This is a genomic window from Tsukamurella strandjordii, from assembly GCF_039525985.1.
GTDB lineage: Bacteria > Actinomycetota > Actinomycetes > Mycobacteriales > Mycobacteriaceae > Tsukamurella > Tsukamurella strandjordii.
In genome coordinates this window covers 72,310-86,227 of sequence record NZ_BAAAII010000016.1, presented here as the reverse complement: position 1 = coordinate 86,227, position 13,918 = coordinate 72,310, and the positions used below count along the sequence as shown (strand labels likewise).

General features: G+C 69.6%; 14 protein-coding genes and 1 riboswitch. Of the genes, 6 read left to right on the top strand and 8 right to left on the bottom strand.

Translation table 11 applies throughout. The features are described 5' to 3' along the window. Positions 1 to 26: 26 nt before the first annotated feature. From ABD108_RS21290 to ABD108_RS21275, 4 genes are all read right to left on the bottom strand, one after another. Positions 27 to 1,745: an acyl-CoA dehydrogenase family protein gene (locus tag ABD108_RS21290; RefSeq protein ID WP_343931325.1), complete on the bottom strand. Its 1,719-nt coding sequence runs from the start codon at positions 1,743 to 1,745 to the stop codon at positions 27 to 29. A gap of 43 nt (positions 1,746 to 1,788) precedes the next feature. Beyond that, the gene (locus ABD108_RS21285; protein WP_343931324.1) at positions 1,789 to 2,835 is read right to left on the bottom strand and encodes an NlpC/P60 family protein; all 1,047 of its coding nucleotides are present in this window, start codon (positions 2,833 to 2,835) and stop codon (positions 1,789 to 1,791) included. 75 nt (positions 2,836 to 2,910) lie between these two features. Continuing rightward, entirely contained in the window at positions 2,911 to 3,606 is a 696-nt protein-coding gene (locus ABD108_RS21280; protein ID WP_305112117.1) for a C40 family peptidase, read from the bottom strand. Between the two features lie 15 nt (positions 3,607 to 3,621). Beyond that, positions 3,622 to 3,785: riboswitch (cyclic di-AMP (ydaO/yuaA leader) on the bottom strand. Between the two features lie 118 nt (positions 3,786 to 3,903). After that, on the bottom strand, positions 3,904 to 4,143 hold the full coding sequence (locus ABD108_RS21275; RefSeq protein WP_220655831.1) for a hypothetical protein: 240 nt from the start codon (positions 4,141 to 4,143) through the stop codon (positions 3,904 to 3,906). Positions 4,144 to 4,277: 134 nt separating this feature from the next. Here ABD108_RS21275 and ABD108_RS21270 point away from each other — a divergent pair, with 134 nt between their 5' ends. Both ABD108_RS21270 and ABD108_RS21265 read left to right on the top strand, forming a co-directional pair. After that, positions 4,278 to 6,113, top strand: coding sequence for a DEDD exonuclease domain-containing protein (locus tag ABD108_RS21270; RefSeq protein ID WP_220655832.1), 1,836 nt, complete (start codon positions 4,278 to 4,280; stop codon positions 6,111 to 6,113). Between the two features lie 25 nt (positions 6,114 to 6,138). Next, complete coding sequence (locus tag ABD108_RS21265) at positions 6,139 to 6,414, top strand: Lrp/AsnC family transcriptional regulator (protein WP_220655833.1); 276 nt, start codon at positions 6,139 to 6,141, stop codon at positions 6,412 to 6,414. 3 nt (positions 6,415 to 6,417) lie between these two features. On the opposite strand, the gene ABD108_RS21260 is transcribed toward ABD108_RS21265, so the two are convergent. The 4 genes from ABD108_RS21260 to ABD108_RS21245 are packed head-to-tail and all read right to left on the bottom strand — an operon-like array spanning position 6,418 to position 9,353. Next, positions 6,418 to 7,269 carry an HpcH/HpaI aldolase/citrate lyase family protein gene (locus ABD108_RS21260; protein ID WP_220655834.1) on the bottom strand — a complete coding sequence of 284 codons (852 nt, stop codon included), beginning with the start codon at positions 7,267 to 7,269 and terminating at the stop codon, positions 6,418 to 6,420. 10 nt (positions 7,270 to 7,279) lie between these two features. Next, a complete protein-coding gene (locus ABD108_RS21255; RefSeq protein ID WP_343931323.1) occupies positions 7,280 to 7,846 on the bottom strand; it encodes an aminoacyl-tRNA deacylase in 567 nt (188 codons plus the stop codon). Continuing rightward, positions 7,843 to 8,889 carry an anthranilate phosphoribosyltransferase gene (gene trpD, locus ABD108_RS21250; protein ID WP_220655836.1) on the bottom strand — a complete coding sequence of 349 codons (1,047 nt, stop codon included), beginning with the start codon at positions 8,887 to 8,889 and terminating at the stop codon, positions 7,843 to 7,845. Before trpD ends, ABD108_RS21255 begins: the two co-directional genes overlap by 4 nt. 23 nt (positions 8,890 to 8,912) lie before the next feature. Then, positions 8,913 to 9,353: a hypothetical protein gene (locus ABD108_RS21245; protein WP_220655837.1), complete on the bottom strand. Its 441-nt coding sequence runs from the start codon at positions 9,351 to 9,353 to the stop codon at positions 8,913 to 8,915. A gap of 145 nt (positions 9,354 to 9,498) precedes the next feature. Here ABD108_RS21245 and ctaE point away from each other — a divergent pair, with 145 nt between their 5' ends. From ctaE to qcrB, 4 genes are read left to right on the top strand one after another with little or no spacing between them, the layout of a single operon-like run. Beyond that, complete coding sequence (gene ctaE / locus ABD108_RS21240) at positions 9,499 to 10,113, top strand: aa3-type cytochrome oxidase subunit III (protein WP_220655838.1); 615 nt, start codon at positions 9,499 to 9,501, stop codon at positions 10,111 to 10,113. A gap of 38 nt (positions 10,114 to 10,151) precedes the next feature. Beyond that, positions 10,152 to 11,072 carry a cytochrome bc1 complex diheme cytochrome c subunit gene (gene qcrC / locus ABD108_RS21235; protein WP_220655839.1) on the top strand — a complete coding sequence of 307 codons (921 nt, stop codon included), beginning with the start codon at positions 10,152 to 10,154 and terminating at the stop codon, positions 11,070 to 11,072. Then, the gene (qcrA, locus tag ABD108_RS21230; RefSeq protein ID WP_255585458.1) at positions 11,069 to 12,250 is read left to right on the top strand and encodes a cytochrome bc1 complex Rieske iron-sulfur subunit; all 1,182 of its coding nucleotides are present in this window, start codon (positions 11,069 to 11,071) and stop codon (positions 12,248 to 12,250) included. Before qcrC ends, qcrA begins: the two co-directional genes overlap by 4 nt. Next, on the top strand, positions 12,250 to 13,875 hold the full coding sequence (qcrB, locus tag ABD108_RS21225) for a cytochrome bc1 complex cytochrome b subunit (RefSeq protein WP_220655841.1): 1,626 nt from the start codon (positions 12,250 to 12,252) through the stop codon (positions 13,873 to 13,875). The genes qcrA and qcrB overlap by 1 nt, the downstream gene beginning before the upstream one ends. Positions 13,876 to 13,918: the final 43 nt, after the last annotated feature.

Here is a 13,918-nt window from a genome sequence, read left to right as displayed (position 1 = left end):
GGGCACGCCCCCACGTGCGGGTCGGATCAGGGCCGCATGGCGTAGGCACCGTCGTACGACGCCACCTGCTGCCACACCCGGTCGAAGGACTCCGGATCCACGGCGGGGCGGCGCACGGCGCCCAGCGCCCACTCCTGCTGCGCGGCGGTGGCCGAGGCCTTGCCGTACAGGCCGACGGCGTAGCCCGAGAAGTCGCGGATCAGCACGTCGAAGATGCGGCTGAGGACATCGGCGTCGAGGCCGGTGAGCGCGGCCTGCTCCAACACCAGCTGTCCGTACACCACCAGCGAGAACAGGTGGCCGATGTCGAGGACGAAGTCGAGGTCCTTGCTCTGCTCGGCATCGGGCGCCGCGGTCTGCAGGAAGGTGCGCAGCGCCTGGGCCTGCTCGTAGAAGGTCGCCACGTTGGGGATGTCGAGGCGGGCCTCGTAGGGCTTGGTCCAGTCGGCGAAGCGCACCTTGCCCGCGCCGCCGAGCGGCCCCTGCGCGAAGAAGAAGGCGTCGTCGGTGGCATCGCGCCGGGTGCCGATCTCCGGGTACTCGGCGGGGTTCAGGAGGTAGTTCGGCATGAACTTGAGGATCTGGGCCACGTTCACGTGCACGGTGCCCTCGAGCCGGGGCAGCCAGCCGATGAACCGGTTCGCCTGGTGGAAGTAGGTGGTCTTCTCGTATCCCTTGGCGGCGATCACGTCGAGCAGCAGCGTGACCACCTTCTCGCCCTCGGCCGTGACCTTCGACTTGGTGACCGGGTTGAACAGCAGGTAGCGGCGATCGTCGAGGCTGGCGCTGCGGAAGTAGTCCACGGCGCGGTCGCTGAACAGCTTCATGGCCACCAGGCGCGCGTAGGCGTCGACGAAGTTGCCGCGCACGTGGCTGAAATCGGTGACCGGGTGGCCGTACAGGATCCGGTTGTTGGAGTGGGTGATCGCCTCGTAGAAGGCGTGCTCGCAGATGCCGATCGACCCGTGGCAGAGGTTGAACTTGCCGATGTTGACGGTGTTGAGCGCCGCGGCGAAGGCCTCGGGTCCGGTGTGCAGCACATCGGCGGCGGTCACCGGGTAATCGACCAGCTCGAAGGTGGAGACGTACATCTGGGCGTGCACCACGTTGTCGATGAGCCGGTAGTTCGGGTGCTGGCTGTCGACGGTGAAGAAGACGTAGGCCTCCGGGCCCTCCATATCGGCGCGGCGCCCGAACACCGAGACCATCCCGGCCACGTTGCCGTTGCCGATGTAGTACTTGGTGCCGGATGCGGTGAAGCCGCCGTCGGCGGTGGGCGTGAGGATCATGTCGGTGTCGTAGACATCAGCGCCGTGCGCGCGCTCCGAGAGCCCGAAGGCCATCACCCCGCCGTCGGTGAGCTGCTGCGCCGCTGCGCGTTTCGCGCCCTCGTTGTCGCTCATCCAGATCGGGCCGAGGCCGAGGATGGTGACCTGCTCGGCGTACCAGTAGGACAGGCCGTAGAAGCCGAAGATCTCGCTCAGGGCGGCGTTGCGCGCGCCGTCCCAGCGACGGTTCGGATCGCCGTCCGCGTACGCCGCGGGGGTGAGGAAGGTGGCGAACAGCTTCTCCCGCTTCTCGAACTCCAGGAAGTCCGAGACCCACTCCGCGTCGAGATCGGCCTGCAGCAGCCGCTCCTTGCCGTACGACTCGAAGAATTCGACGGTCGCGAGCAGGAGCCGGCGCGTCTCGGGATCGAAGTGCGCGTAGTCGGTGGTGAGCGGGTTCATCAGGAGGCGAGGCATGCCTCACGGTACCGCGCGGACGAACCCGCGCGCCCGGCGTGTTCTAGAAACGCACCGCCGAGTTGAACGGGCCGGCCTTGTCGATGGGCACCACCTGAACGGGAACGCCGAAGGTGGAGGCGTGCACCACTTTCCCATCGCCGATGTACATGCCGACGTGGGTGGCACCCGGGTAGTACACGATGATGTCGCCCGGCTGCAGGCTCGACCGCGAGACGGGCTGTCCGCCCGCGAGCTGCGCCTGCGAGGTCCGCGGGAGCGACTTGCCGGCCTGCTTGTACGCCCAGAGCATCAGGCCGGAGCAGTCGAACTGGCCGGGGCCCGAACCGCCCCACGCGTAGGGCATGCCCACGCGGGTGAGCGCGGCCCGCACCGCGACGGCCTCGGACGCGCCGCCGGGCGGCAGCTTGCCCGGGTCGACGGGAACGTTGGGGCCGATCAGGGCACCGCGCTGGGCGCCGGTGAGCCGGTCGTAGAGGGCCTTGATCCGGGCGATCTCGGACGCCAGCTGCGCCTTCTTCTTGTTCAGATCGTCGCGCTTGCGCTCGGCGTCGGTCTTCGCGGTATCCGCGGACTTCGAGGCATCGGCGGCGCGCTGCTCCGCGGACACGGCCGCGGCCTTGGCCTTCTTGAAGCCGTCGATCGTGTTCAGCACGTCGCGGTTGATGAAGTCCAGCGTGGACATCTGGTCGAGCATCGTCTGCGGCGAATCGCTGACCAGGAGCGCGAAGGTGCGGTTGGTGCGGGCGCCCTTGTAATTGGCGCGCACGATGGAATCGACCGTGGGCTGCAGCGAATCGCGGCGGGCCTGCACGGCGGCCACCTCGCGCTTGGCCGCGACGAGCGTGGAATCCGCTGCGCGCTTGGCCGCGGTGGCCCTCTCGACATCCTCCTGCGCGCCCTTGGCGGCCTCGTTGGTGCCGGACGCCTGCTCGGACAGCTTCTCGTACTGCTTGAGCGCCGCATCCGCATCGGTGGGATCGGCACCCGCGCCACCACCGACGGCGGCACCGAGCAGCAGGAGCAGCGCCGACGACACGGCGACGCCGCGCCGGGACGGGGCGCGGAGGGCGGGCGGAATCGAGGGCACGAGCGAGAGGATCCTTCCAGGGATGCCGCAGGTCACGCGGCGAGCAGTTGCGGTTGCAACAGCGCCCAGAATACGTCAGTAGCGACGGACAGCGTATACCGACATCTCGTTGAGCGGGCTGACCTTGACCGGGGTGCCGTAGTTCACCGAATGCACCACTTTACCGGAGCCGATGTACAGCGCGGCGTGGCTGCCGCCGTTGTAGATCACGACGTCACCGGGCTGCAGGTCCGCGACCGGCACCGGTCGACCGCCGCCGAGCTGGCCGTAGCTGTCACGAGGCACGCTCATTCCGGCCTGCTTCATCGACCAGTAGACGAGGCCGGAGCAGTCGAAGGAGTTGGGGCCGGCCGAGCCGTAGGAGTAGGGCAGGCCGGTGCGCGACAGCGCGGCCTGCACGACCTTGGCCTTGGCGGCGCCGGGCTGCACGCCCGCGACGGTGGTGACGCCCGGCTTCGGCGCGGTCTCGACACCGGCCACGACGCCCGGGCGGGCGGCGATGTTGTGCGTGCTGGCAACGCCCGGCGCGCCGGGGGCGACCTGAGCGGCGGGCTTCGGCGCGGGCTTGGCCTTGGGCGCCACGGCGGGCTTGGCCTTGACGGCGGGGGCCGGTGCGGGCGCGCCGGGGGCGACGGGCGCGGGTGCCGGAGCGGCGAAAGCGGTGGCGGCGGGTGCGGCGAGGGTGCCGATGGTCACGGCGCCCGCGGCGAGTGCACCGCGCGCGGCGGTGGCACCCTTGCTGGGCTGCGGCTGAAGACGATGTTTCGCCACGAAGGGGTCTCTCCTATGTTTCTTCCCGACCGCCGACCGAGTTAGCTGACGGGTTCGGGCGAGGAAGATGCCCTACGCGGTGTGCGTCGCACGAGAGCGGCGCACCTCCGGCGATTCACCCCAGATACTGCGTGTGGGTCCCCGGCGGGGCCTTGCGGCCCCTTAGGCGGTGACCTCCGGAGACGAGACGGAATCGTCTCGGAGTCCTCCTAAGGTCTCGGAAAGATTACGAAACGGAAACGCAGCTGTCTAGCCGGACGCGCCGATGTGACACGCGACACTCCAGTGTCGCACCACCTAGCCGGCTCGTTTGCCCTGGTCGGAGACCACGCGCAGGTGCGGCAGCATGCCCGCATCGGCGAAATGCGCGATCGCGACATTCAGGTCGGGCTCGGGCGTGACCTCGAGCCCCGCCTCAGGCGCCGGCGCGGCTTCGGGGGCGACCGAGACGACCGGGCCGAGCAGGAAACCCACCGAGCAGTCGCCGCAGGCGCGCGGTTTGGCGGGGCAGGTGGAGCAGTCGATGTGCAGCGCCATGGCGGCGTCCCTTCGTGATCGGGTTCTTCTCGTCGATCCGGAAGGTAGGTCGGGGCACCGACAAGTTTCCGCGGACGGGGGCCCGGGCGGGACGGCGGCCGAAACCTGTCGGTGCCCCGTCCTACGTTCACCGCATGCAGCTGACCCTCGACGACTGCGATTCCGCGGCCACCGATCCCGATCTCCGGGACGTGACCTTCGTGGTGGTCGACCTGGAGACCACGGGCGGTTCGGCGAAGGGCGGCGACGCGATCACCGAGATCGGGGCGGTGAAGGTGCGCGGCGGGGAGGTACTCGGTGAGTTCGCCACCCTCGTCGACCCCGGCCGCGGGATCCCGCCGCACATCACGCACCTCACCGGCATCACCACGGCGATGATCACCGATGCCCCCACGATCGCCTCCGTGCTGCCGTCCTTCCTGGAGTTCGCCCACGGCGCCGTGCTGGTGGCCCACAACGCGCGGTTCGACATCGGCTTCCTCAAGGCGGCCGCCGCGGCCACCGGCACACCGTGGCCGACACCGCAGACGCTGTGCACCGTGCAGCTGGCCCGCCGCGTGCTCACGCGGGACGAGGCACCGTCGGTCAAGCTCAGTGAGATGGCCCGGCTGTTCCGCGCCGAAACCACGCCCACGCACCGCGCGCTCGACGATGCCCGCGCCACCGTCGACGTGCTGCACGGGCTCATCGGCCGTGTGGGGAACCTCGGCATCCGCACGCTCGGCGAACTGCGCGGCCACCTCCCCTCGGTCACGCCGCAGCAGCGTGCCAAACGCGGCCTGGCGGATCCGCTCCCGGAACGGCCCGGCGTCTACCTGTTCCGCGGTCCCGGAGACGAGGTGCTCTACGTGGGCACGTCGGGGAACCTGCGGCGGCGGGTGCGCAGCTACTTCACCTCGGGTGAGACCCGAGGCCGGATCAAGGAGATGGTGGGGCTCGCGGAGCGGGTCGACCATGTCGAGTGCGCGCACGCGCTGGAGGCCGCGGCGCGCGAGCTACGGCTGATCGCGGCCCACACTCCGCCGTACAACCGGCGCTCGAAGTACCCGAAGCGGGGATGGTGGATCTGCCTCACCACCGAGCCCTTCCCGCGGCTGGCGGTCAAGCGCTCCGCGCCGGCCGGATCGGCGTGCCTCGGCCCCGTCCGCGCGCGGGGCGATGCGGCCGATCTGGCCGATCTCATCGCGGAGGCGTGCGGCCTGCGCACCTGCACCACTCGGCTGCGGCCGGGCGGCGTCCACGCGTGCGCGCTCGGGCCGGACGGTGCGCGTCCCCTCGGCGGCTGCCACGCCTCGGCGGCGCAACCGGAGCCGGCCACGGCGTACCGTCCGCGGGCCGAGCGCGCGGCGGCGATGCTCACCGGGCGATCGTCCGAGGTCTTCGACGCCCTGGAGTCCCGCCTGGCGTCGCTGGCCGAGCGCGAGTTCTTCGAATCGGCGGCGCGGTTGCGGGACCGGACCGCGCAGCTCGTGGACCTCACCGTGCGCTCGCACGCCCTCGCCGCCTTCGCCGAGGTCCCCGAACTGTCGGTGGCGCACCCGGACGGCAGCGGCGGCTGGGAACTGTCGATCGTGCGACACGGGCGGCTCGCGGCCGCGGGGGTCGCGCCGCGCGGGGTGCCGCCGATGCCGGTCTTCGACCGGCTGCGCGCCGGCGCCGAGACCGTCTACGAGGCGCCGGCCGAACCGGAGGGCCCGCCGGGACTGTTCGTGCCCGAGACCCTCTTCCCCGCGGATGCCCTGCACGGCGCCAGCCCCGAGGAGGCGGCACTGCTACGCCGGTGGGCCCTGCGCCCGGGCACCCGCGTGGTGGATGTGCAGGGCACCTGGGGCGAGCCGCTGCACGGCGCCGGCCGGTGGCGCGAGTGGGCCGACCGGGCCGGTACCGCCGGGCGCGACGCCCGGGCGGCGGCATCGGAACCGCAGCGGCGGGGCAGGCAATACAGTGAGGGGACCACGCACGCCGCGTGAGCCCCGGCGACGAAAGGCAGCCGCAGTGATCACCGCGATCGTCCTCATCAACGCGAACGTGCATCGCATCCCCGAGACCGCGCAGGCGGTGGCGAACATCGACGGTGTGTCCGAGGTGTACTCGTGCGCGGGCGATATCGACCTGATCGCGAAGGTCCGTGTGCGCGAGCACGATCAGATCGCGGAGGTGGTCACCGAGAAGATCAACCGGATCGACGGTGTGGTGAGCACGTCCACGCACATCGCCTTCCGCGAGTACGCCAATTCCGATGTGGACGCGGGCTTCGACATCGGGAACTGACCGTCAGTAGCCGCTGTGGCTGACCTCGGCGGCGTCGACCTCGATCCCGAAGTCCTGGGCCTGCTGAACGATCTTCTGCGCGCGGGCCAGGCGCGGCAGGTCGGAGCCGTCGGTGATCTTGCCGCCGGATTTCTCGAAGGCGGCGATGAAGCCGTGTGCCCAGGCGATCTCCGACTCGCTCGGGCTGAGGCCGCTGTTGATGACACCGGCGTGCTCCGGCGTGAGGCACAGCTTCCCCGACATGCCCATCTCCTTCGCCAGGGCGGTCCCCGTGGGCAGGTGCGCGATGTTGAGGGTCGGACCGTCGATCGGCGCAGGCAGGCGCGCCGCACGCGAGGCGATGACCAGTTGCGACCGCGCGTACGCGAGTGCGATCGGGTCCTCGCCGACGGCGGTGTCGCGCTTGAAATCGCCGGTGCCGAAGGCGATTCGGAAGGTCGACGGCGCGGCGGCGATCCGCGCGACGTTCTGCATCCCGCGGGCCGTCTCGACCAGCGCGAGGATCGGCGTACCGTCGGGCAGCCGGTCCGCGGTGTCGTCGAGATGGCTCGATCCCTCGGACTTCGCGAGCATCACGCCCTCGAGCCCGGCGCACTGCTTGAGCGCGGCGCAATCGGCGCTCCAGTACTCGCTCGCCGCATCGTTGATGCGCACCCACGCGCGGTGGCCGGTGCTCAGCCATTCCACAGTGTCCGCCCGAGCCTGTTCCTTGTCGTTCGCGGCGACCGCGTCCTCGAGGTCGATGATCACGGCGTCGGCCTCGCTGGCCTGCGCGACGGCGAAGGACTCGGGGTGGGAGGCGGGAACGAGCAGCCAGGAGCGGGCGATCTGCGGCGATACTTTGCGGGCGGTCACGCAGCGGAGTCTAGGGACGCCGCACGCGGCTCACGGGCGATCGGGCCTTGTGTTCATAGTTTCCACTTCTGCTCGTTGTGCTCACCGCGGCCGAGCCGATCCGGGGCGGTGTCAGTCGGAGATGTCGGCCACCGTGGCGCCGTAGGCGGCCACCAGATCTGCGGGATCGAGGAGCGCGCTGTAGCCGTGCTCCCCCGCGCCGAGCGCCACCGTCGGGCCCACGATCCGCTCGTCGACGAACACCGGCCACTCCCCCGGTGGCACCGACGGGGGTGATCGTGCCGCGCTCGTAGCCCGTGGCGGCCAGCGCCTCATCGGCGGGCGGCATGGCGAGCCGGTTCACCCCGACCACGGCGCGCAGCTTCGGCCAGGCGATCGAACGGTCGCCGGGGACCAGCGCGAACAGGTAGTCGCCCTCGCCGCGACGCACCACGAGCGACTTCACCAGCCGGGACGGCGGCAGTTCCATGAGGGCGGCGGCCTCGTCGAGCGAGCGGGCGGCGGGCCGGGCCCGCACCGTGACCGCGAGGCCGCGCGCCGCAGCGTCCGCCCGCATGCGGTCCAGACCCGCGGTCATGCCCGCGCGATCTCCTGCGAGAGGGCCACCCACTTGTCCAGCAGCTCGGCCGCAGCACCGGAGTCGACGGCCTCGGCGACCCGCGGCAGATGGCTCGCGATCGAGTCCTGCACCGTCTCCCCCGCGACGAGCCCCTCGTAGGCGGCCACCGCGCCGGCGGCGTTGAGCAGCACCGCATCGCGCACCGGGCCGGTCTTGCCGCCCAGGAAGTCCCGCGCGATCGCGGCGTTCACCGTGGCATCGCCGCCGCGCAGCTCGTCCAGGGTCACCCGCGGCAGACCGAGTGCGGTGGGGTCCACGGACTCGACGCCCACCCCGCCCTCCTGGACCCGCCACACCGTGGAGGTCGACGTGGTGGTCAGCTCGTCGAGGCCGTCGTCGCCGCGCACCACGATCACGTGGTCCTCGCCGCCGCGGTCGGCGAAGGCCTGGGCCACCACGGGCGCGAGATCGGCGAAGGCGCAGCCGATCAGGCCCGACGAGGGACGTCCCGGGTTGGTGAGCGGGCCCAGCACGTTGAACACCGTGGGAATCCCGATCTCCTTGCGGGTGGCGCCGGCGAACCGCAGGCCGGAGTGGAAGACCGAGGCGAGGCAGAAGCCGATGCCGAGCTCGGAGACGGTGCGCGCCACCCCGTCGGCGTCGAGCGCGATCGCCACGCCCAGCGCCTCCAGGCAGTCGGCCCCGCCCGACTTCGACGACGCGGCGCGATTGCCGTGCTTGAGCACGGGCACACCGGCCGCGGCCACCACGATGGAGGTCATCGTCGAGATGTTCACCGAGTGGCTGCGGTCGCCGCCGGTGCCCACCACGTCCACGGCGCGCCCCGCGAAGGGCACGGGGGTGGTGAGCGAGAGCATCACGTCGGCCAGCGCCCGCACCTCGACGGGCGACGGGCCCTTCATCTTGATCGCGACGCCGAAGGCGGAGATCTGCGACGGGGTGGCACCGTCGCTCATGATCTCGGACATCGCCCACCGCGCCTGCTCCGCGCTGAGATCGCGGTGGGAGGTGAGCTCGGTGAGAACCGTCGGCCAATCCATGCCGATCAGCGTAATCGGCTCGATCAAGCCGGTATCTGGAGCACCTGCCAGTGGAGCGCCTGCCCGCCGTGCCGGGCGCACACGCCCGCCATCCGCGACCGCTCCTGCGAGACGTGCAGCGCGTCCACTTTCTGCACCCGCGCCACCGCGACCAGCTCGCACCCCGGACCGTGGCCGAGCACCCCGGAATCGGGCACCCGCACGTAGTTGTCCTGGCCCACGAGCCGCAGCACCTCGTCGACCTGTCCGGCGGGCAGTTCGAGGAGGTGGCGCAGCACGCTCTGGGCCTGCGGATCGAAGGCCTCGGCGGCGTCCAGAACAGCCGACGAGGCCACGGTGTCGTCGGCCGATCCGGCCACGGGAACCAAACCGGGGTCGTCGGGCGTTATCTCTTCAGTGGGACGGCGCAAGAGGCGCCGCAGGCGTGGTTGATGCTCCGGTCGGCCGTTCAGGTCGTAGGGCATCGGTGCTCCATCTCGCGGCGTTCACGGCGCTGACGTGGCACTTCGTTGCGGGGTGCGGAAGGCCTCCGGCCTGCCCGCGATATTCGACGCGCCCAATCTGCGACCCGGGTAGGCATTCGATACTACGACCGGTCATACTTGCGAGGTGACTAGCGCCGCACCCACCTCAGCTACAGCCATCACCCAGCGCGTGCACTCACTCAACCGGCCCAACATGGTCAGCGTCGGGACCATCGTCTGGCTGTCGAGCGAGCTCATGTTCTTCGCCGGGCTCTTCGCCATGTACTTCGTGGCCCGAGCCGGCGCCGGTGAGAACGGCTGGCCGCCCGCCGACACCAACGTGAGCCTGATGGCGGCCCTCCCGCCGACCATCGTGCTGATCCTGTCGTCGGTCACCTGCCAGCTGGGTGTCTTCGCCGCCGAGCGCGGTGACGTCTTCAAGTTCCGCATCTGGTACTTCGTGTCGTTCCTGATGGGCTTCGCCTTCATCCTCGGCCAGCTGAACGAGTACAAGACGCTGATCAGCGAGGGCCTCACGCTCAGCTCGTCGGTGTACGGCTCGGTCTTCTACATGGCCACGGGCTTCCACGGCCTGCACGTGATGGGCGGCTTGGTGGCGTTCATCTTCATCCTGGCCCGCAGCCGCGCTTCCAAGTTCACGCCCGCCCAGGCGACCTCGGCGATCGTCGTCAGCTACTACTGGCACTTCGTCGACGTGGTGTGGATCGGCCTCTTCGCCGTCATCTACATCATTCGCTAAGACTTTCTTCTCACGTCGCCATCACAGAGGGATAGCAGATGAGTTCAGCCAACTTTGAGCCAACCCGCGAGGGAGGCGAGCCCGACGGTGCCGGGCAAGCCCCCGTCGCGCAGGCGCGCAAGGCCCGCAAGCAGCGCAAGCTCCGCCGCAAGCTCGCCAGTGCCGCGCTGCTGATCGGCGGCCTGCTGGCCGCCGGCGGTATCGCCACCGTCGCCACTCCCACCCCGCAGGTCGCGGTCGCCGAGGGCGGCGACGCGGCCCAGATCGAAGCGGGCAAGGAGCTCTACAAGACCTCGTGCATCAGCTGCCACGGCGCTGCGCTCGAGGGCGTCAAGGACCGCGGTCCGTCCCTCGTGGGTGTGGGCGACTCGGCCGTGTACTTCCAGGTGCACTCGGGCCGCATGCCGGCCACCGTCAACTCGGCCCAGATCGTGCGCAAGCCGGCCAAGTTCGACACCAAGCAGATCGACGCCATGGGCGCCTACATCCAGTCCATCGGCGGCGGACCGTCGATCGTCTGGGAGTACAACCCGGACGGCTCGATCAAGCGCGATGAGAACGGCAACCGCGTCATGGCGATGGAGTCGCTGCGCGGTACGAACCTCGGCGCCGGCGCCGAGCTGTTCCGCCTGAACTGCGCGTCCTGCCACAACTTCACCGGCCGGGGCGGCGCCCTGTCCGGCGGTAAGTTCGCCCCGGTCCTCGACCCGGCGAACGAGCAGGAGATCTACGCCGCGATGCTCACCGGCCCGCAGAACATGCCCAAGTTCTCGGACCGCCAGCTGTCGCAGGAAGAGAAGAAGAACATCATCGGCTTCATCAAGAACGCCAAGGAGACGCAGTCCCCCGGCGGTTCGGGCCTCGGCGGTTTCGGTACCGCTTCCGAGGGCATGGTGATGTGGTTCACCGGGATGATCGCCGTCGTCGGCGCCGCGATGTGGGTTGGGAGCAGGAATTGACCGCCAAGCCGTTGAACAACGTCCCGTCGGACGACGAACTGGACAACCTCTCGCACGACGAGCTGGTGAAACTCGGTACCAACCTCGACGGTGTCGAGCTGGTCTACCGCGAGCCCCGCTGGCCCGAGCCCGGCACCCGCGCCGAGAAGCGCGCCGAGCGCACCGTCGCCCTGTGGTTCTTCCTCGCCGGAGTCTTCGCCCTCGCCTTCCTGGGCGTCTTCCTGTTCTGGCCGTGGGAGTACCAGGGCGTCCATGACGAGCGCTACTGGTGGTACACGCTGTACACCCCCGCGCTCGGCGTGACCGCCGGCCTCTCCCTGCTGTCCGTCTTCGTGGGCGCCGTGCTGTTCACGAAGAAGTTCATCCCCGAGGAGATCGCGGTCCAGCAGCGGCACGACGCCGGCGGCTCGGCCAAGGTCGACAAGCTGACCACCGGCGCCCTGTTCAAGGACGCGCTGGACACCTCCACGCTCCCCCGCCGCAAGATGATCCTGGCCTCGGCCGGGTTCGGCGTGGGCGTGCTGGGCCTCGCGGCCGCCGCGGGCTTCCTGGGTGGCCTGATCAAGAACCCGTGGGCCAAGCGCGACGCGTCGCCGCTGTGGCACACCGGCTGGTCGCCCTACTGGGACTCGTACAAGAACGACTTCAGCAGCGACCTGAACGACGAGACCGTGTTCCTGCGCAACGACGTCGGCGATCCGTACAAGGTGAAGCTGGTCCGTCCGGAGGACATGGACGCCGGCGGCATGATGACGGTGTTCCCGTGGCGCGTCTCGGACGGCTTCGGCGAGACCGAGGAGTCGCGCAAGAAGCTGCTGCACGGCCTCAAGGGCATCCGTAACCCCGTCATGCTGATCCGCCTGCGCCCCGACGACGGCGCCCGCGCCATCAAGCGGAAGGGCCAGGAGAGCTTCAACTACGGCGATTACTGGGCCTACACCAAGGTGTGCAGCCACTTCGGTTGCCCCACCTCGCTGTACGAGCAGCAGACCAACCGCATCCTCTGCCCGTGCCACCAGTCGCAGTTCAACGCGCTCGAGTACGGCAAGCCGGTCTTCGGCCCCGCCGCCCGCGCGCTGGCACAGCTGCCGATCTCGGTCAATGAGCAGGGTTACATGGTCGCCAACGGCGACTTCATCGAGCAGGTCGGACCGGCCTTCTGGGAGGCGACGCACTGATGACGACGATCGGAGATCGTGTCGCGCAGCAGGCCGAAGAGGTCGATTCGCGATACCACCTGGCTGCCGGTATCCGGCGCCAGATCAACAAGGTCTTCCCCACGCACTGGTCGTTCATGCTGGGTGAGATCGCGCTGTACAGCTTCGTGATCCTGCTGCTGTCGGGCGTGTACCTCACCCTGTTCTTCGACCCGTCGCTCGCGGAGGTCCACTACAGCGGCGCCTACGAGCCGCTCAACGGCGTGACCATGTCGCGCGCCTTCGCCACCACCCTGGACATCTCGTTCGAGGTGCGCGGCGGCCTGTTCGTCCGCCAGATCCACCACTGGGCGGCCCTGATGTTCGCGGCGTCGATCATCATCCACATGGCGCGCATCTTCTTCACGGGCGCCTTCCGCCGCCCGCGTGAGGCCAACTGGCTGATCGGCTGCGCGCTGCTGGCCATCGCCATGTTCGAGGGCTTCTTCGGCTACTCGATCCCGGACGATCTGCTCTCGGGCACCGGCGTTCGCGCCGCCATGTCGGGCATCGTGGTCGGCCTGCCGATCATCGGTACCTGGATGCACTGGCTGATCTTCGGCGGTGACTTCCCCGGCGACATCTTCATCAGCCGCCTGTACGTGGCGCACGTGCTGCTGTTCCCCGGCATCATCCTGGCGCTCATCGCGGGTCACCTCGCGCTGGTCTGGTACCAGAAGCACACGCAGTTCGCCGGCCCCGGCCGCACCGAGGAGAACGTGGTGGGTGTGCGTATCCTCCCCGTGTTCGCGGTGAAGACGGGCGCGTACTTCGCGGCCACCTTCGGCATCATCGCCGTGATGGCGGGCATCTTCACGATCAACCCGGTGTGGAACCTCGGCCCGTACGATCCGGCCAAGGTGTCCGCGGGTGTGCAGCCCGATATCTACCTGATGTGGACGGACGGCATGGCCCGTCTGTGGCCCGCGTGGGAGCTGTACTTCTGGGGCCACACGGTTCCGGGTGCCGCCTTCGTGGCCGCGATCATCGGCGTGATCTTCGGCCTCATGTTCGCCTACCCGTGGATCGAGAAGAAGTTCACCGGCGACGATGCGCATCACAACATCCTGCAGCGTCCGCGTGACGTGCCGGTGCGTACCGCGATCGGTGCCATGGCACTGTCCTTCTACATCGTGCTCACGCTGTCCTGTGTGAACGACGTCATCGCGTACAAGTTCCACATCTCGCTGAACGCGATGACGTGGATCGGCCGCATCGGCCTGGTCATCCTGCCGCCGGTCGCGTACTGGCTGACCTACCGCTTCTGCATCGGTCTGCAGCGTGCCGACCGCGCGGTGCTGGAGCACGGCATCGAGACCGGCATCATCGTGCGTCGCCCGAACGGTGAGTTCATCGAGCTGCACCAGCCGCTCGGACCGGTCGACGATCACGGCCACGCGGTTCCGCTCCCCTACGAGGGTGCGGTCGTGCCGACCAAGGCCAACCAGCTCGGTGCCGCCGGCCAGCCGGGAACGGGTTCGTTCCTGCGCCCCGACCCGGCCGACGAGCAGCAGGCCAACGCCGAGCGCGATCACGCGAACGAGATGAAGGCGCTCGAGGCCCTGAAGAAGGTTCAGGACAACGGCGGCAAGCTCGACGTCGAGTAACTCCGCGTCACCCGCACGACCACTGCGGCCCCTCCCCTACCCC